We start from the raw sequence: 17,654 nt of genomic DNA on the forward strand, positions 1-17,654 counted from the left end.
ATCGCTATGAAAACTCTGATCCAATCAACCCTGATCGCCCTCACCCTGGCCAGCCCGGCCCTGTCGCATGCCACGCTGGAGCAACAAGAAGTGGCCCCCAACACCACCTATAAAGGCGTGATGCGCATCGGCCATGGCTGCGAGGGGCAGGCCACGCTGAAGGTCACAATCACCATCCCCGAAGGTGTGATCAACGCCAAGCCGATGCCCAAACCGGGCTGGGTGCTGGAAACGGTGCGCGGCGATTATGCCAGGACCTATGATTATCACGGGCCGCGCAGCGAAGGCGTGCAGCAGATCACCTGGAGCGGCGGCGTGCTGGACGATCAGCATTACGACGAGTTCATCTTCCGCGCCCGGATCACCGACGCGTTTGAACCCGGTTCAACGGTGTATTTCCCCACGGTGCAGGATTGCGCCGACGGCCAGCAGCCCTGGGTGCAAATCCCCGCGGCCGGTCAGGATCCGCACGATCTGAAGAAGCCGGCCCCGGGTCTGAAGATCATCGCCCCCGATCACGCCCATCACGGCCACTGACCCCCTCGCCCCCGGCTGGCGCAAAACGGCCGGGGGCCCCGTCGGCAGATGCGCAACAATTGCACCCTGTCCGCCACCCCCCTTTTACACCCCCGCCCCGAATCGGGTACAAGGTTGCGGTGATTTCGGGGGAAGCGGTTGATGCCGACATTTGAATACAAGGTTGTTCCGGCGCCGGTGAAGGGCACCAAGGCCAAGGGCGCCAAAACAACCCAGGCGCGGTTTGCCGTGGCCTTGGGGGACCTTATGAACGATCTGGGTGCCGCCGGGTGGGAATACCTGCGGGCGGACACGCTGCCATGTGAGACCCGTCAGGGGCTGACCGGCAAAACAACGGTGTTCCAGAACATGTTGGTGTTCCGTCGCGTTGTCGAAGCCGGCGAGTTGCCCATGGCCCCGGCACCGGTCACCGAAGAGGTTGAGGTCGAGGACACGCCGGAGGAGATCGCGAGCGCCGCGGTTGCCTCGTTGACGGTACAGGCCCCCGAGGGCGAAGCGCCCGCGGTATCCGCCATTCGCGATCCGCGTGAAACGGTACCCGCACAGCGCGATCTGGCCGCCGAGTAAGCCCCAAAAAGCGCCGTCATAATGCCGCGTTTCGCGCGGTGTTTGGGCGTGTTCCGTTGTGGGGCAAATCCGGTTGGCAAAAATCTTCGCAACGAACATTTTTTGGCCGTTTCCCCCTTCAATCTGGCGCTGAAAAGTCTAAACTCTGTTGTCCGAGTCGAAAGGAGGTTGGCCATGGCAAAAAGTGATCCGTTCGGGTTCGACATGTCTGTTTCGGCCGACAAGAAGAAACGCACCCGCGGTCGGCGGGGCATGTCGGGGGCTTTTGAGACCTCGACCCGCAAATGCGAGTTTCCCGGGTGCGACAAACCGGGGCAGTATCGCGCCCCAAGATCGCCGGACCATCTGGACGAGTTTTTGTGGTTCTGCAAAGACCACGTGCGTGAATACAACCTGAGATGGAATTTCTTCAACGGCTCGACCGAAGAAGAAGTGGAAGAGCAGATCGAAAAGGATCGCGTGTGGGAGCGTGAGACGAAGCCGATGGGCTCACGCGAGGAACAACGCGCATGGGCGCGTCTGGGTGTCGACGATCCGCATCAGGTGCTGGGTGACAATGCCACGCGCAATCCGGGCAAAGGAGGCAGCAAGTCCACGCGACGCCTGCCCCCGACCGAACGCAAGGCGCTGGAGATTCTCGAGGCGCAGGACAATTGGACCAAGGCGCAAATCCGCAAGCAGTACAAATCGCTGGTCAAGGATCTGCACCCCGATATGAACGGCGGCAACCGCGCCGACGAAGACCGCCTGCAGGAGGTTGTCTGGGCCTGGGATCAGGTAAAAGACAGCCGCAGCTTCCCCGACGGCTGAGCCGACCAGCGCACCAATACAATTTTCCCGCGTTTCGCGCCCGTGCTCCCCTTGCGCCGCTGCGCAGAATGTTTCACTAACTGTGTCGGACAATCGCCCGAGGCGCGGCCCTGCCCCGCCCGGCCCGGCGGAAAGGCAAGTACGATCATGGATGCGATAGACAAACCCACCGAAGAAATCTCGGTCCGCGAGACCTTTGGCATTGACAGCGACATGATCGTGAAGGGTTTTGCCGACCGGACAGACCGCGTGCCCGAGATCGACAGCACCTACAAGTTTGACCCCGACACGACGTTGGCCATCCTTGCCGGGTTCTCGCACAACCGTCGCGTGATGGTGCAGGGCTATCACGGTACGGGCAAATCGACCCATATCGAACAGGTCGCCGCACGGCTAAACTGGCCCACGGTGCGTGTGAACCTGGACAGCCATATCAGCCGGATCGACCTGATTGGCAAAGACGCGATCAAGCTGCGCGACGGCAAGCAGGTTACCGAGTTCCACGAAGGCATCCTGCCTTGGGCACTGCGCAACAACGTGGCGATCGTGTTCGACGAATACGATGCCGGCCGCGCCGATGTGATGTTCGTGATCCAGCGCGTGTTAGAGCATGACGGCAAGCTGACCCTGCTGGACCAGAACGAGATCATCACCCCCCACCCCTATTTCCGCCTGTTCGCCACGTCGAACACCGTGGGTCTTGGGGATACGACGGGCCTCTATCACGGCACACAGCAGATCAACCAGGCCCAGATGGACCGCTGGTCGCTGGTGGCCACGCTGAACTATCTGAGCCATGACGCCGAGACGATGATCGTGCTGAGCAAAGCGCCGCAATACAACACCGAATCTGGGCGCAAAACCGTGGGCCAGATGGTGACCGTGGCCGACCTGACGCGCACGGCTTTCATCAATGGTGACCTGTCGACGGTGATGAGCCCGCGCACGGTGATCAACTGGGCCCAGAACACCCAGATCTTCCGCGACGTAGGCTATGCTTTCCGCCTGACCTTCTTGAACAAATGCGATGAACTCGAGCGGCAAACAGTGGCCGAGTTCTATCAGCGCTGTTTCGACGAAGAGCTGCCCGAAAGCGCGGCCAGCATGAGCCTGGGGTGATCCATCGGGCCCGCTGATGGGCCCGATCATACATTACAATTTGCAAGGCCCTGCCCGGTTTGCTTCGATGCTGTCGATGTGGACGGAGGCTTTGGCATGCATCTTGGATTGATCGGTGGCATTGGCGTGGCTGCAACCATCGCCTATTATCAACGCCTTACGCAGGCGGTGGGCGGCCCGTTCGATTTGACGATCGAACATGGCGACGTGCAGACGCTGATCGCCAACAACCTGACCGATGCCCGCGACGCGCAGGCGGCGATCTATGCCCGCCATATCGACCGGCTGGCGCGCGCGGGCTGCGATGCGGTGGCGATCACCTCGCTGGGCGGCCATTTCTGTTTCGCCGAAACCCAGGCGCTGTCGGCGTTGCCCCTGATCTCGGGCGTTGAGCCGCTGGACCGTTTTTTCGCCGATCAGGGTCTGGCGCGGGTGGGCCTGTTGGGCACCCGCGTGGTGATGCGTACGCGCCTTTACGGCCAGCTGGACCTGACCGACAGCGTGGCGCTGGATGACCAGATCGAAACGCTGGGGCAAACCTATCAGGATGTCGCCCTGTCGGGCCGCTGCTCTGATGCGCAGCGCGCCACGTTTTTTGCAGCCGGCCGTCAGATGGTCGATGCGTTCGGCGCGCAGGCCATCGTTTTGGCGGGGACCGACCTGAACCTGGCCTTTGACGGGCACGATCCGGGGTTTCGCGTGGTGGATGCGCTGGATGTGCATGTCGACCTTCTGGCACAGCTGATCCGGGGCGATACGGGGCACATACCCGCGAAAAGGTGATGGTCACGCGCAATCACTAATACATCATTAACATATCGTACGTATATACATTTTCCTTGACCTGTGCGGTTTTTGTCATAAACTTGTTACATGACAAGAGCAGTGCACCCCCTTCTACGCGGTATGGCGCTGTCGGTTCTCGCCGCACATGCCGCGTTCGCCCTTCCTTCCACCCCTTGGCAACAGGCCGAGATGTTTGCCGTATGCTCGGGCCGCCTGTCGGCGTTGTCCGTGCACGAGCAGGCCAATCGCAAAGCCGGACATGCCGAAACCGAGGCGCACCGCCAGACGTTCGAAGCGCTTCTAGAGGCCACAATGCCCGCCGCCATTGAACATGGCGTTCCGGAAAACCAGGCAGGCGTCTGGCGATCCAACGGTTGGGTCGAAATTGCAGGTCTGCTGGCAGACGCCAACTACAGCATGGATGCGAAACGCGCCGACCGCGCCGAGGCAGAGCTGAAACAGCGTATTGCAACGTGCCGAGACATGGTGTTGTAGCGCCAAAGTTTTCAAACTGATCAATTGATACGCAAGATTTTTGCGTTAAAGTTGACTTCATGAGCAGTTTGAAAACCTTAACAATGGGCGCACTGTTCTGCGTAGCGACAGGCGCCTATGCCTTACCAAACACCCCATCCGAGCGATTGCGGGCTTTTGCCGATTGCGCCGGGCGGTTTTCGGCCCTTGAAGAACACCAAAGGCTTTTTGACGGCCCCCTGTCGGCCCAAACCGCGCGGCAGGTTCAGTTCCTCAACGATCTGATCGCGGCGATGTTGCCGGATGCGCAAGAGACCGGCCGTGAAGTGCTGAGCTGGCGAATCGACGCCAAATTCGCACAGGCCGCTTTGCTGCAACAGGCTGTGTTCGGCACCGACAACCGACGGGCCAATCGGGCGCAGGTCTTGGCGACCCAGTATATACAGGGCTGTCGCAGCCTTTTGCCCGGGGTCTGAGGACGCGCGCCACCACTGGCCATCGCCGGCAATTGCGCATAGATTGCCAGCGATACCAAACGCATGAGTTCCGCCATGGCGCAGACCGACAACCCCGCAGATCCGTTCAAGAAAGCGCTGGCCGAAGCCACCAAGGTGATGGCAGACGATCCAGAGCTGGGCGTGGTTTATTCGGTTGATCCGCCGGGTCAGACCGCCGACGCGGTACGCCTGCCGCAGGTCAGCCGGCGCATGACCCGTGACGAGGTCCTTTTGGCCCGAGGAACGGCGGATGCCTTTGCGCTGCGTCACAAGTTCCACGATGCCGCCACCCATGCGCGCTATGCCCCGCAGGGCGAGATGGCGCGCGCGCTGTACGAGGCGATGGAGACCGCGCGCTGCGAGGCCGTGGGGGCGCGAGCGATGCCCGGCACCGCGGGCAATATCGACGCCAAGATCGGCGCCGAGGCGGATCGAAAAGGGTACGGTCAGATCACGGCTGCCGCAGATGCACCTTTGGCCGCCGCTGCAGGGTATTATCTGCGCCACATGGCCACTGGCCGCGACCTTCCGCAGTCCGCCGGCAACGTGATGGAGCTGTGGCGCGGTTTTATCGAAAACAACTGCGGTGAAACGCTGGAGAACCTCGACGAGGTTTTGGCCGATCAGGCGGCGTTTTCGCGGTTTTCGCGGCAGATGATCTCGGATCTGGGCTATGGCGACCAGCTGGGCGACGATCCTGATTTCGAGGATGAGGATCAGGACGAAAGCGCCGAGGCCGAGGACGAGGATCAGGAACCCGACAGCACCGGCGACGATCAGGACGATGACGACAACGCCGATGCCAGCCCCGAGCAACAGCAGGAGCAGACCCAGGACGCCGCCGAAGCGCAGGTGACCATGGATGACATGGCCGATGACGAGCTGTCCGAGGAAACCGAACTGCCCGAGGGTGAGGCACCTTTGGACCCGCCCCCGCCGCCGCCCCATTCGGATGCCGACCCGGATTACCAAGTCTATACCCCTGAATTCGACGAAGAAATTGACGCCGCCGACCTGGCTGAACCGGCCGAACTGGAACGGCTGCGCGCCTATCTGGATCAGCAGCTGGAACCGCTGAAGGGTGCTGTCAGCCGTCTGGCCAACAAGTTGCAGCGCCGTCTGCAGGCCCAGCAGAACCGCAGTTGGGAGTTTGACCGCGAAGAGGGGATTCTGGACGCTGGCCGTCTGGCCCGCGTGGTGGCGAACCCCACCACCCCGCTCAGCTTCAAGGTTGAGAAAGATACCGAGTTCCGCGACACGGTGGTGACGCTGCTGCTGGACAATTCCGGCTCGATGCGGGGGCGCCCGATCTCGATTGCGGCGATCTGCGCCGATGTTCTGGCCCGCACGCTGGAACGCTGCCAGGTGAAGGTGGAAATCCTGGGCTTTACCACCCGCGCCTGGAAAGGTGGCCAGTCGCGCGAGAAATGGCTGGCCGAGGGCCGCCCGCAGCAACCGGGCCGCCTGAACGACCTGCGCCACATCATCTATAAACAGGCCGACGCGCCGTGGCGCCGGGTGCGCCCGAACCTGGGCCTGATGATGAAAGAGGGGCTGCTGAAGGAAAACATCGACGGCGAGGCACTGGAATGGGCGCATCGGCGCATGGCCGGGCGCCCCGAGGCGCGCAAGATCCTTATGGTGATCAGCGACGGCGCCCCAGTGGACGATTCCACCTTGTCGGTGAACCCGGCGAATTCGCTGGAAAAACACCTGCGCGACGTGATCGCCATGGTCGAGAAGAAAAAGATGGTTGAACTGCTGGCCATCGGCATCGGCCACGACGTGACGCGTTACTATGACCGCGCGGTGACAATCACCGATGTTGACCAGTTGGCCGGTGCGATGACCGAACAATTGGCAGCCCTGTTTGACAGTGATCCGCGCGCCCGGGCGCGCGTAATGGGTCTGAAACGGGCCAGCTGATGTTTCAGAATTTTGACGCCACCACCTCGCCCGAGCAGGGACCGCCGCGGCTGGCGGCGCTGCGCGACGGCATGGCCGAGGCCGGAGTGGACGGGTTTCTGGTGCCGCGGGCCGACGCGCATCAGGGCGAATACGTGGCCCCTTGCGATGACCGGCTGGCCTGGCTAACAGGGTTTACCGGCTCGGCCGGGTTCTGCATCGCGCTGGCTGATCAGGCGGGGCTGTTTGTGGATGGCCGGTACCGGCTGCAGGCGCCGGCCCAGGCCGCGACCGAGTTTGCGCCGGTGAACTGGCCCGAAGTGCAGCCGGCCGCCTGGCTGCGCGACGCGCTGCCGGCCGGGGGCGTGGTGGCGTTTGATCCATGGCTGCACAGTTGCGACGAGATTGAAAAACTTGAACAGGGGCTGGCGGGCAGTGGCATAACCCTGCAGGCCACGCACAACCTTGTGGATGCGATCTGGGACGATCGTCCGGGTCGCCCGGGTCAGCCCGCCCTACCCTATCCCATTGAAAATGCTGGGGAAAGCGCCGCAGACAAACGCAACCGCCTGGCCGCTGATCTGCGCAAGGCAGGCCATGATGCCGCGGCTTTGACGCTGCCGGATTCCATCTGCTGGCTGTTGAACCTGCGTGGCACGGATATCGTGCGCAATCCCGTGATGCAGTCCTTTGCCTTGCTCTTTGCCGATGGCCGCGTGGCCCTTTTCGCGGATGCCCCGAACCTGAGTGACCTTGCCGCGCATCTGGGGCGCGAGGTCACGTGTCACCCTTATGATGGCTTCATCGATGCGGTGTCAGCATTTCAGGGCCGGTTGGTTTTGGACAAAGCCAGTGTGCCGGTGGCGGTGATGCGCGCGGCGCAGGACCCGGTTCTGGGCAAGGACCCTTGCGTCTTGGCAAAGGCGCGCAAAAACAAGGTCGAGATCGATGGCGCGCGCGCGGCACATCTGCGTGACGGCGCGGCCATGGTCGAGTTTCTGACATGGCTGGAAGCCACCGCCCCCAAGGGCGGCCTGACCGAGATTGACGTGGTTTCGCAACTGGAGGGTTACCGCCGCGCCACCAACGCCCTGCGCGATGTCAGTTTCGAAACCATCGCTGGCGCCGGGCCAAACGGCGCGATCATGCATTACCGCGTCACGCGCGAGACCAACCGCGATGTGAAACCCGGCGAGCTGCTGTTGGTGGACAGCGGCGGGCAATATATTGACGGCACTACCGACATCACCCGCACGGTCGCAGTGGGTGACGTTGGCCACGATGAAAGGGCGGCCTATACCCGCGTTTTGCAGGGATTGATCGCCATGTCGCGAGTACGCTGGCCGCAAGGGTTGGCTGGACGCGATCTGGATGCAATCGCCCGCTATCCGCTGTGGCTGGCCGGACAAGATTACGATCACGGCACGGGGCATGGCGTGGGGGCCTATCTGTGCGTCCACGAGGGGCCACAGCGCCTGTCGCGGATCAGCCACGTGCCCTTGGAAACCGGCATGATCCTGTCAAACGAGCCCGGATACTACCGCCCCGGCGCTTTTGGTATCCGGCTTGAAAACCTGATTGTGGTCTCGGATGCCGAAACCCCAGAAGGCGGGGACGGCCACCGCCAGATGCTGGCATTTGAAACCCTGACTTTCGTCCCATTTGACCGGCGGCTGATCCTGGTGGATAAACTGTCTTCAGACGAGCGCGCGTGGCTCGATTCTTACCACGCCACGGTGCACGAAAAGCTGCACCCCCGCGTGTCGCCGGATGCTCAGCACTGGTTGGCAACACAGACAGCGCCTATGTGACACTGGGACGCGGACCGCAACCGTTCCGCGATGTGTCATGAAATGTCACAATTCAGGCGCTACCCTGGCGCGCCTAAACTACTGGGAGGGTTCAGCTTGGCTGACCATATCAAAATTCGAGCCGCAGAAGGCACTTGGGTCGTGCGCGCAGGCGGCGCGATCCTTGCTGAAACCGGTAATGCGCTGGAATTGACCGAGGGTGAGTATACCCCCGTGATCTACTTCCCGCGCGACGACGTTGCGATGGCGTTTCTGGACACCAGCGAACAGCGGACCACCTGCCCGTTCAAGGGTGAGGCGAGCTATTTCTCGATCCAGACCAAAAGTGCGACACTGACCAATGCGGCGTGGAGCTATGAGACACCCAATGACGGTGTTGAGCGTATCGCGGGCCATCTGGCCTTTGACACCAACCAGGTGACGGTCGAGCGGCTCTGACCTTTACGAATGTTCCTCGGCCGCAGTTTCGGCCAAGGCGCGGTTATAGGCGCTGAGCGCATCCAGATGGAACAACGCCCCCAGAAGGCGCGCTTCGCCGTCGGCGCTTTCGGGCTGCATGACGGGGATGAAACTGTGGCCGGTTTCCTCGAAAATCGGCATGGCCTGGTCCAAGGTGCTGTCTGGGTTCAGGAAAAGGCCAAGCTCGACCAGGGCGGCGCAGGCCTCGGGCGACGCGGCACCGGGGCTGTCCTTGCCCCGCATCACCACGGCAACCTTGTAAAGTGACAGCAGATAGGCTTGTGGGCCGGCGGCGAGATGCTTGTCGCGACGTTCCAACTGCGTCAGGAAGAAGGATCGGTCAACCAACCGCGTGCTCAGCGCGGTGGATGTGCTGACGGCCACCATCACCGCGATCCCGGTCTGCCAGTCGCCGGTCAATTCGAACACGATCAGGGTTGTTGAAATTGGGGCCCCCAGAACCGCGGCAGCGACCGCCCCCATGCCCGCCAGCGCGTACAACGTTTCGGACCCGGACAAATCCGGCAGGGCCGAGGTGGCGATGATGCCAAAGGCCAGCCCGGTCAATGCGCCCAGCATCAATGCAGGCGAAAAGACACCGCCGCCCATGCGCCCGGCAAATGTGATGGCCACGGCTACCGCCTTGAATACGGCAAACAACAGTACCTCGCGCAGGCCCAGTTGCCCGGTCAGCGCATCAGACGTGGTTTCATAACCTACACCGATGATATGAGGGAAAAAGATCGCCAATCCGCCCAGCATCGCCCCCGAAATGGCCGGTCGCAGCCAGCGGGGCAAACCGGTTTCGGTCTGGATATGGTTGCCAATGGTCTCGGCCCAGAACAAGCTGCGCATCATCACCACGGCGACCAATCCGCAAACTAAACCAAGGATCAGGAACGCAGGCAGCTCCACGTAAAGCACCAGCGAATTGGCAGCGGGCACCACGAACTCGGTCACGTTGCCGAAGGTCAGGCGTGAAATGACCGCGCCGGCGACACTGGCAATCACGATCGGCGCGAAGGCGTGTACGGCAAAGTGGCGAAGGATGACTTCCAATGCGAACAAGGCCCCGGCAATAGGCGCGTTAAACGAAGCAGCAACAGCAGCCGCGACCGCGCATCCCAACAGGTCGCGCCCCGTGATGCCGTCGGCGTTCAAACGCTCGCTGACCCAGCTGGAGATGGTTGCACAAAGGTGGACCACCGGCCCCTCGCGCCCCGTGGACCCGCCCGAGCTGAGCGTGATCCAGGACGCCAGCGCCGAGGCCAAGCCCGCCTTTCGCTCAACACGGCCATCATGCAGCGCCGCACCTTCGATCACGTCAGCCACCGACCGCACGCGGCCATCATCGGTGTACCGGTTCAGGATCAGGCCAACAACAAGCCCTCCGATGACGGGGATGATCAGCACCCAGTACCACGGCAGCATCTCGGCGAATGAGTGTAACTTGCGCGGATCATCAACGCCATAGAGCGTGGATTGCAGCAAATTGATCGCCCCGCGAAACCCAACCGTCACAAACCCTGCAACGATGCCCAGCAAAAGCGCGATAAACCAGAATTGCATTTTCGAGGGGCCTCGGCGCCGCAGCACGGTCCAGGCGTGCCGAAACTCAGCCGCGATATCCCTTAGATCGCCTGCAAGGATTGTTCGTAGCCGCAGACCCATTGTTCCCCTCATTTCGCGGCTTTTCCCCGCGTCTTCGCTGCTCTAATCTGCCTCCGAATTGGCGGAGGACTACATGGCCATCGAACAAGCGCTCGAAGAGCTTGCCGACCTTTTGGAAGATCGGTTCACCCGGTCCGAAGCAGAACTGGAGCAACACGGCCATTCTGAGGCCTATTTCGCCAATACGCCACCCGATGCAGTGGTGTTCCCCCGCAATACCAACGAAGTGTCACAAATTGTGAAAATCTGTGCGGCCCATGACTGTCCTGTCATTGGATGGGGCGCGGGTACGTCGCTGGAAGGTCATGCCTTGGCTGTGCGCGGCGGGATCAGCGTGGATTTTCGTCACATGAACAAGGTTCTAGATGTCAATGCCGAGGACATGGACGTGGTCGTTCAGCCGGGTATAACGCGCGAAGAGTTAAACCAAGAATTGCGACATACGGGCCTCTTTTTTCCGGTGGATCCAGGCGCGAACGCTTCGCTGGGCGGCATGGCCTCGACCCGGTGTTCGGGAACCACCGCCGTGCGGTACGGCACCATGCGCGAGAACGTTATTGCGCTTGAGGTTGTGTTGGCCGACGGGCGGATTATCCGCACAGGAACGCGCGCGCGCAAATCGGCGTCCGGCTATGACCTGACGGGGATGTTTGTGGGGGCCGAGGGTACGCTGGGCCTGATTACGGAACTGACGGTGCGCCTGAAAGGGCAGCCCGAGGCTGTGTCGGCGGCAACTTGCGCCTTCCCGGATATGGGCGCCGCAATTGATACAGTGATCCAAACCATCCAGATGGGTGTGCCAATGGCCCGGATCGAGTTCATCGACGCCGCGTCGGCCGGTATGGTCAATGCCTATTCCGGCACCGCCCTTCCGGACGCCCCGCATTTGCTGATCGAGTTTCATGGGTCTGACACGGTTGTGGCCGAACAGGCCGAAACCTTTGGCGAACTGGCCCGCGAAAACGGCGCGCTGAGTTTCGAATGGTCGACCAAACCCGAAGATCGCAAGCGCTTGTGGGCCGCCCGCCACAATGCTGCCTATGCAATCTTCGCCGCGTTTCCGGGCAAACGCGGACTGTCGACGGATGTATGCGTGCCAATCTCGAACCTTGCGCAGGCGATCGCCGAAACTCAGGCAGACATTGATGCCTCGCCCCTGCCGGGCCCCTTGGTTGGCCATGTCGGTGACGGAAACTTCCATGCATTGCTGGTGTTTGACCCCGAGGTTCCGGCGGAACTGGATGAGGCGATGCGCCTGTCGTCACGTATGGCTGACCGTGCGTTGGAATTGGGGGGCACCGTGACCGGTGAACACGGAATTGGCATGGGCAAGCTGGGCTATATGCAGGCCGAACATGGCGAGGCATGGGACGTTATGGGGCAGCTCAAGACGGCCATGGACCCACAGAACATCATGAACCCCGGAAAGCTGGTGCGCAGCAACTAGGCGTTTGACACCCATTCATCGCCCCGCCGCGGCTTGCGCCTTGGCAGGGCTTTTCATTTGGGGTGACGATCCGTTTCAGCCGTTCAGCAGGGCACGGGCGGCGGCACGTGCCTCGGTCGTGATGGTATCACCTGACAGCATTCGGGCGATTTCATCAGTGCGTTCGTCGGCGGCAAGGGGCAAAACCTCGGACAGGGTCTGATCGTTTTCCACGCGCTTGGCCACGCGCCAGTGGTGCGCACCTTGTGCAGCGACCTGCGGCGAGTGGGTGACCACCAGAACCTGCCCTTCGTCCGCCAACGCGGCCAAGCGACGCCCCACCGCATCTGCAGTGGCGCCGCCGACCCCACGGTCGATTTCGTCAAAGATCATGGTCAGGCCGCGCGCTTCGCGGGTCAGACAGACTTTCAATGCCAACAGGAACCGGCTCAGCTCGCCACCCGAGGCAATCTTGTTCAGTGCGCCCGCCGGTGCGCCGGGGTTGGTCGCAACGGTAAAGGCAACCTCGTCTCGCCCCTCGGGGCCGGCGGCGCCTTCGGTGATTTCGGTTGCGAAGACGGCGCGTTCCATCTTGAGCGGTGCCAATTCGCCGGCCATCTGCGTGTCCAGCCTTTCGGCCGCTTCGGCGCGGGCCAGTCCAAGCGCATCAGCCGCCGTGTCATAGGTGATTTGGGCCTCGTTCAGCGCGGCCTTCAGAACGTCCAGGTGCCCCGCGCCCGCATCCAGTGCGCCCAGTTTGGCGCGAAGATCGGCGGCAAAATTGCCCAGCTCGTCTGGCAGCACATTATGCTTGCGGGCCAGACCGCGAATGGCAAAAAGCCGTTCCTCGACCATTTCCAGCTCGGCCGGATTAAACGACAGCTGGTCCATCACCGCGGCCACTCCACTCTGTGCCTCGCCCAGTTCCACTTGCGCCCGCGACAGTGCGTCCAAAGCCGGGCCAAGCGCCCCTTCGGTCGCGTCCGAGGCATCCTCCAACCAGCGCTGCGCGTCCCCCATGCGCCCCTCTGCGCCGTCGCCCCCCAAGGCCTGGATCGCCTTGGCGATGTCTTCGCGCACTTTGTCGGCGGCCTGCATCAGGCGGCGTTTGCTGTCCAGATCGGCCTCTTCACCGGGCTGGGGGTCCAGCCCGTCCAGCTCGGCCACGGCATGGCGCAGAAATTCTTCTTCGGTGCGGATTTCGGCCAAAGCGGCCTCGGCCGTATCCAGTGCCTTCCTTGCCGCTGCAACTTGCCGCCAAGCGGCCCGCGTTTCAGCCAAAGCCGTGTCCAGACCTGCAAAACCATCCAACATGGTGCGGTGGCCACGCGGGTTCAGCAGCCCCTTGTCGTCATGTTGTCCGTGCAACTCTACCAATGTGTCACTGAGTTCGCGCAGGACCTGCCCGCTGACACGGCGGTCATTGACCCAAGCGGTTTTGCGGCCTTCGACCGTGTTGATCCGGCGCATGATCAGGGTGCCGTCCTCGGCGTCCAGCCCGGCCTCGTCCAGAACGGCAAAAGCCGGGTGACCGTGAGGCAAATCGAATTCTGCCACAACCTCACCCTGCGCGGCGCCCCTGCGGACAAGTTCGGCCCGCCCGCGCCAGCCCAGCACAAAACCCAGCGCGTCCAGCAGGATCGACTTGCCCGCCCCGGTCTCGCCGGTCAGCACATTCAACCCCGGCTGAAATCCAAGCTCCAGCCGGTCGATGATAAGAATGTCGCGAATTTCAAGACTGCGCAGCATGCCAGCGCCCCAAAGCCCCGATCAGAGCCATTCGCCCTTGATCATCTGACGATAGATCGCCTGCAACCAGCCCGTCCCGATCAGATCTGGTTTCAGACCGACACCCTGCAGCAGGTTATACCCATCCTCGTACCACTCGGTGGACTGGAAGTTATAACCAAGGATCGCACCTGCGGTCTGCGCCTCGTCCGTCAGACCCAGTGACAGATAGGCCTCGATCAGACGATACAGCGCTTCGGCAGTGTGGGTTGTGGTCTGGAAGTCCTCGACAACCACGCGAAAGCGGTTGATGGCCGCAGGGAAATGGCTGCGCTTGAGGTAATAGCGCCCGATCTCCATCTCTTTGGCCGACAGGTGGTCAAAGGCCAGATCAAATTTCAGGATCGACGATTGCGCGTATTCGCTTTCGGGATAACGTTCGATCACCGTACGCAGCGCCTGCAGCGCCTGAAAGGTCAGCCCCTGGTCGCGGCCCACAAGATCGATCTGGTCGTAATAGCTGAGCGCCAGCAGGTATTGCGCATAGGCCGCGTCTTCGTCAGCCGGGTAGAAGTCGATATAACGCTGTGCGGTGGCGCGGCTGTTTTCATAGTCGCGATCCAGATGATAGGCATAGGCCTGCATGATCAGCGCGCGTTTGGCCAGTTCGGAATATGGATAGAGGCGTTCAACCTCTCCATAAAGAACAGCGGCCTCTTCCGCGGTGCGGTCGTTGGAAACCTTTGCCTCAGCCTCGGCAAAGATCGCTTCGGCACTGCGCGTTTCAATCGGAGGTTCGCCCGGCCCGCAAGCCGACACAGTGCCGACAATTGCCATCGTCGCCAAAAGCTTGCCGCGGCCCCACATATTTGACATCTGCTGCAAAACCTCTTGTTCGCTCGGCCTCGCCCGCCCTGGCCGTGGCGGCACTGGCGCGGTCTTCCTCGTGTCCTAGCACAGAAAATTCCGCTGCAAAATGTCTTATAGTGGGAAAAGCGGTTTAGGCGACCGCTTGCACGTCCGACACTTTCACACCGGCACCCGGCAAACGCGCAACCTGGGCTGCGGAACAATCGATAACGCGGGTTGCGTCGGGATCAGCAAACAGCGCACGCAACAGCTTGTTGGTCAGGGCATGACCGGCCCGAAAGCCTTCATATCGGCCAAGGATCGGGGCCCCGGCCAAAGCCAGGTCACCCATGGCGTCCAACATCTTGTGGCGCACGGCCTCGTCGCTATGGCGCAATCCACCAGGGCTGAGCACGCGGCCCTGATCGTACACAACGGCATTGTGAATGCTGCCACCAAGCGCCAGACCGGCGGCGTGCATCTGTTCCACGTCCGACTGCATGCAGAATGTGCGGCTGTCACACAATTCGCGAACAAAGCTGCCATTGGCCATGTTCAGCATCTTGTGCTGAGTGCCGATCGCGGCCTCGTCAAACTCGATACGGAAATCGATCTCAAGGCTATCGGCCGGCACCAAACGCGCCACGGCCGTGCCGTGGGTAACTTGCACGGGCTTCAGCACCTGCAAGGCATGAACCGGCGCATCCAGTTCTTGACGGCCCGCTGCGATGAACGCGGTGACATAGGGGATGGATGATCCATCCAGCACCGGGACCTCGGGGCCATCCAGTTCGATTACCGCGTTTTGAATGCCGCAACCGGCCAGCGCAGCCATAACATGTTCGACAGTAGCGACCGTAACGCCATCTTCGTTGGAAAGCTTGGTACATAATTGCGCGGGAATTGCGTTGCTCCACAACGCAGCAATCATCGGGTCGCCTTTGGCGACATCCGTGCGGCGGAACCAGATTCCATGATTTGCGGCGGCTGGCTTGATCTCCATCCGAACCGGACGTCCTGAATGCAGGCCAAGGCCAGTGAAGCGAGCAGTTTTACGCAATGTCGTTTGCAATTGGTTCACCCAAGTTCACAGTAACCGAACGTCCCCAAACGTCGGCACGTATTAGGTAAAAGCCTGCCGGGTCGATCACAACTCAAACATTGCAACGTTGTGAAACATTGCCCATTTCGCATCGGCAGAATCTTGCCAATGCTGCTGTGCAGAAATGGAATTCTTTGAAAACAAAAGAAAAACGGGCGCCTGAGTGCCGCCCGCTTCCCGTGTATCTGTAAAAATTGTTAGTTGGCCTGACGGCGCAGGAAGGCCGGAATTTCGATCCGTTCCTGATCTTCGTCCATCTCTTGCGCGTCGTCGTAACCTGTCACAGGCGGTTGCTGACGCGGCGCTGCAGCAGGTTCGGCACCGTGGCCGGACATGCGGTTGATCAGGTTGCCAATGCCAAACCGTCCTTTGTCGGCGCCACGCGGATCACCGGCTTCGGGCGCGGTTGCCTGCCCCATTTGCGGGTTCTCGGTTGCCCGCGGAACCTTCGACACCGCGGCCTGCAGGCGGGCCAGAGCCTCGGGCGTTGGGGTGCCGGGCGCCCGCGGTTTGGGCGCGACAAAGGCTTCGTCTGCGGGCTCTTCGTCATAGGCCGGGGCCTGAGCAACGGGCTGTGTTTCAACCGGTTGCGGACGGTAGGCCGGGGGCGGCAGATCGTCAGACAGTTCGTCTTCGAATACACCTGCGGCGTCTTCGGCGGCTTGTTCGGCTGCCAGCTCCGCTTCGAGGTTCGGGAACAATGTTGGTTCACCGGCCGCTGCCACGGGTTCCGGGGCCTCTTCAACCGGCGCGGCGGCGGGTTGCGGGTTCTCCAGAATTGCGGGTTTCAGCGGCTCTGCCATGCGGCGGCGGGGCACCGGCACGGCTTCGGTTACGGCCTGTGCGTCGATGCCGGTAGCCACAACCGACACCCGCATGGAGCCTTCCATGCCTGTGTCCAGGGTCGAGCCAACGATGATATTCGCCTCGGCATCCACCTCTTCGCGAATGCGGTTCGCGGCCTCGTCCAGTTCGAACAGGGTCAGGTCATACCCGCCGGTGATGTTAATCAGAACACCCTTCGCACCGCGCAGGCTGATCTCGTCCAGCAGCGGGTTAGCGATGGCCTTCTCGGCGGCCTGAATGGCGCGATCTTCGCCCTCGGCCTCGCCTGTGCCCATCATCGCCTTGCCCATCTCGTCCATCACGGCGCGGACATCGGCAAAGTCGAGGTTGATCAGACCCGGGCGCACCATCAGGTCGGTCACGCCCTTCACACCCTGGTACAGCACGTCGTCGGCCAGGCTGAACGCCTCGGTAAAGGTGGTTTTCTCATTCGCCAGACGGAACAGGTTCTGGTTGGGAATGATGATCAGCGTGTCGACAACCTTTTGCAGGGCTTCGACACCCTCTTCGGCCTGTCGCATGCGCTTTGCGCCTTCGAACTGAAACGGCTTGGTCACAACGCCGACGGTCAGCACGCCCAGTTCACGCGCGGCCTGCGCGATGATCGGTGCGGCACCCGTTCCGGTGCCCCCGCCCATGCCGGCGGTGATAAAGCACATATGCGCGCCGGCTAGGTGGTCGACAATTTCTTCGATGGTTTCTTCGGCGGCGGCAGCCCCAACCGACGGCCGCGCGCCCGCGCCCAGCCCTTCGGTTACCTTCACACCCATTTGGATCTTGGCCGCGGCATCAGATTGCTGAAGCGCCTGCGCGTCGGTGTTCGCTGTCACGAACTCCACGCCTTCAAGCTCTTTCTCGATCATGTTGTTCACGGCATTGCCGCCCGCACCACCGACACCAAATACGGTAATCCGCGGCTTCAGCTCTTCTTGATCCGGCATTGTAAGGTTCAAAGTCATCGATCTGTCCGCCTGTTTTATTCATGCCCGGCCTTAAACAGCCTGGGTTTATCTTGCTCCGATTCTAAGCCTTTCCACTGATAAGGTCACCCAAAAAACGCAAAAACA

At 61.7% G+C, this 17,654-nt stretch carries 16 protein-coding genes; 11 read left to right on the forward strand and 5 right to left on the reverse strand.

Annotated elements, in window-relative coordinates:
* Positions 1 to 6 precede the first annotated feature (6 nt).
* The 10 genes from ACMU_RS11760 to ACMU_RS11805 all read left to right on the forward strand — a co-directional run bounded on the left by ACMU_RS11760 (position 7) and on the right by ACMU_RS11805 (position 8,944).
* Positions 7 to 537 carry a YcnI family copper-binding membrane protein gene (locus tag ACMU_RS11760; protein WP_035259620.1) on the forward strand — a complete coding sequence of 177 codons (531 nt, stop codon included), beginning with the start codon at positions 7 to 9 and terminating at the stop codon, positions 535 to 537.
* 141 nt (positions 538 to 678) lie between these two features.
* Entirely contained in the window at positions 679 to 1,104 is a 426-nt protein-coding gene (locus tag ACMU_RS11765) for a hypothetical protein (protein ID WP_035259622.1), read from the forward strand.
* Between the two features lie 174 nt (positions 1,105 to 1,278).
* Positions 1,279 to 1,914 (forward strand): J domain-containing protein, encoded by a 636-nt coding sequence (locus ACMU_RS11770; protein WP_035259623.1) that lies wholly within the window; start codon positions 1,279 to 1,281, stop codon positions 1,912 to 1,914.
* A gap of 147 nt (positions 1,915 to 2,061) precedes the next feature.
* Positions 2,062 to 3,033, forward strand: a complete 972-nt coding sequence (gene cobS, locus ACMU_RS11775) for a cobaltochelatase subunit CobS (RefSeq protein WP_035259624.1) — start codon at positions 2,062 to 2,064, stop codon at positions 3,031 to 3,033.
* A gap of 96 nt (positions 3,034 to 3,129) precedes the next feature.
* Positions 3,130 to 3,816 (forward strand): aspartate/glutamate racemase family protein, encoded by a 687-nt coding sequence (locus ACMU_RS11780; RefSeq protein ID WP_035259626.1) that lies wholly within the window; start codon positions 3,130 to 3,132, stop codon positions 3,814 to 3,816.
* 90 nt (positions 3,817 to 3,906) lie between these two features.
* Positions 3,907 to 4,314 (forward strand): hypothetical protein, encoded by a 408-nt coding sequence (locus tag ACMU_RS11785; protein WP_152544597.1) that lies wholly within the window; start codon positions 3,907 to 3,909, stop codon positions 4,312 to 4,314.
* Positions 4,315 to 4,397: 83 nt separating this feature from the next.
* Complete coding sequence (locus tag ACMU_RS11790) at positions 4,398 to 4,769, forward strand: hypothetical protein (protein WP_152544598.1); 372 nt, start codon at positions 4,398 to 4,400, stop codon at positions 4,767 to 4,769.
* Positions 4,770 to 4,832: 63 nt separating this feature from the next.
* Positions 4,833 to 6,716 (forward strand): cobaltochelatase subunit CobT, encoded by a 1,884-nt coding sequence (gene cobT, locus ACMU_RS11795; RefSeq protein WP_236626243.1) that lies wholly within the window; start codon positions 4,833 to 4,835, stop codon positions 6,714 to 6,716.
* Positions 6,716 to 8,506 carry an aminopeptidase P family protein gene (locus ACMU_RS11800; protein WP_035259633.1) on the forward strand — a complete coding sequence of 597 codons (1,791 nt, stop codon included), beginning with the start codon at positions 6,716 to 6,718 and terminating at the stop codon, positions 8,504 to 8,506. The genes cobT and ACMU_RS11800 overlap by 1 nt, the downstream gene beginning before the upstream one ends.
* Before the next feature lie 96 nt (positions 8,507 to 8,602).
* The gene (locus ACMU_RS11805; RefSeq protein WP_035259635.1) at positions 8,603 to 8,944 is read left to right on the forward strand and encodes a DUF427 domain-containing protein; all 342 of its coding nucleotides are present in this window, start codon (positions 8,603 to 8,605) and stop codon (positions 8,942 to 8,944) included.
* Between the two features lie 3 nt (positions 8,945 to 8,947).
* Here the strand turns inward: ACMU_RS11805 and ACMU_RS11810 are convergent, their stop codons facing one another.
* Positions 8,948 to 10,636, reverse strand: a complete 1,689-nt coding sequence (locus tag ACMU_RS11810) for a chloride channel protein (protein WP_081805506.1) — start codon at positions 10,634 to 10,636, stop codon at positions 8,948 to 8,950.
* Between the two features lie 73 nt (positions 10,637 to 10,709).
* Between ACMU_RS11810 and ACMU_RS11815 the strand changes: the two genes are divergently transcribed.
* Entirely contained in the window at positions 10,710 to 12,083 is a 1,374-nt protein-coding gene (locus ACMU_RS11815; RefSeq protein WP_035259878.1) for an FAD-binding oxidoreductase, read from the forward strand.
* 75 nt (positions 12,084 to 12,158) lie between these two features.
* On the opposite strand, the gene recN is transcribed toward ACMU_RS11815, so the two are convergent.
* From recN to ftsZ, 4 genes are all read right to left on the reverse strand, one after another.
* Positions 12,159 to 13,811, reverse strand: a complete 1,653-nt coding sequence (recN, locus tag ACMU_RS11820; protein ID WP_035259637.1) for a DNA repair protein RecN — start codon at positions 13,809 to 13,811, stop codon at positions 12,159 to 12,161.
* Between the two features lie 21 nt (positions 13,812 to 13,832).
* A complete protein-coding gene (locus ACMU_RS11825) occupies positions 13,833 to 14,627 on the reverse strand; it encodes an outer membrane protein assembly factor BamD (RefSeq protein ID WP_236626253.1) in 795 nt (264 codons plus the stop codon).
* A gap of 163 nt (positions 14,628 to 14,790) precedes the next feature.
* Positions 14,791 to 15,711: a UDP-3-O-acyl-N-acetylglucosamine deacetylase gene (lpxC, locus tag ACMU_RS11830; protein ID WP_035259879.1), complete on the reverse strand. Its 921-nt coding sequence runs from the start codon at positions 15,709 to 15,711 to the stop codon at positions 14,791 to 14,793.
* A 227-nt stretch (positions 15,712 to 15,938) separates the two neighbouring features.
* Complete coding sequence (gene ftsZ, locus ACMU_RS11835; protein ID WP_035259641.1) at positions 15,939 to 17,546, reverse strand: cell division protein FtsZ; 1,608 nt, start codon at positions 17,544 to 17,546, stop codon at positions 15,939 to 15,941.
* Between the last annotated feature and the right edge of the window lie 108 nt (positions 17,547 to 17,654).

This window comes from Actibacterium mucosum KCTC 23349 (assembly GCF_000647975.1).
GTDB classification, from domain to species: domain Bacteria; phylum Pseudomonadota; class Alphaproteobacteria; order Rhodobacterales; family Rhodobacteraceae; genus Actibacterium; species Actibacterium mucosum.

Excerpts from the sequence above, each read along its gene's own strand:
- ACMU_RS11825 (WP_236626253.1), bottom strand. The coding sequence starts at position 14,627 with ATGGCAATTGTCGGCACTGTGTCGGCTTGCGGGCCGGGCGAACCTCCG.
- ACMU_RS11800 (WP_035259633.1), top strand. The coding sequence starts at position 6,716 with ATGTTTCAGAATTTTGACGCCACCACCTCGCCCGAGCAGGGACCGCCG.
- cobS (WP_035259624.1), top strand. The coding sequence starts at position 2,062 with ATGGATGCGATAGACAAACCCACCGAAGAAATCTCGGTCCGCGAGACC.
- recN (WP_035259637.1), bottom strand. The coding sequence starts at position 13,811 with ATGCTGCGCAGTCTTGAAATTCGCGACATTCTTATCATCGACCGGCTG.
- ACMU_RS11790 (WP_152544598.1), top strand. The coding sequence starts at position 4,398 with ATGGGCGCACTGTTCTGCGTAGCGACAGGCGCCTATGCCTTACCAAAC.
- ACMU_RS11760 (WP_035259620.1), top strand. The coding sequence starts at position 7 with ATGAAAACTCTGATCCAATCAACCCTGATCGCCCTCACCCTGGCCAGC.
- ACMU_RS11785 (WP_152544597.1), top strand. The coding sequence starts at position 3,907 with ATGACAAGAGCAGTGCACCCCCTTCTACGCGGTATGGCGCTGTCGGTT.
- ACMU_RS11770 (WP_035259623.1), top strand. The coding sequence starts at position 1,279 with ATGGCAAAAAGTGATCCGTTCGGGTTCGACATGTCTGTTTCGGCCGAC.
- ACMU_RS11810 (WP_081805506.1), bottom strand. The coding sequence starts at position 10,636 with ATGGGTCTGCGGCTACGAACAATCCTTGCAGGCGATCTAAGGGATATC.
- ACMU_RS11780 (WP_035259626.1), top strand. The coding sequence starts at position 3,130 with ATGCATCTTGGATTGATCGGTGGCATTGGCGTGGCTGCAACCATCGCC.
- ACMU_RS11765 (WP_035259622.1), top strand. The coding sequence starts at position 679 with ATGCCGACATTTGAATACAAGGTTGTTCCGGCGCCGGTGAAGGGCACC.
- ftsZ (WP_035259641.1), bottom strand. The coding sequence starts at position 17,546 with ATGACTTTGAACCTTACAATGCCGGATCAAGAAGAGCTGAAGCCGCGG.
- ACMU_RS11815 (WP_035259878.1), top strand. The coding sequence starts at position 10,710 with ATGGCCATCGAACAAGCGCTCGAAGAGCTTGCCGACCTTTTGGAAGAT.
- cobT (WP_236626243.1), top strand. The coding sequence starts at position 4,833 with ATGAGTTCCGCCATGGCGCAGACCGACAACCCCGCAGATCCGTTCAAG.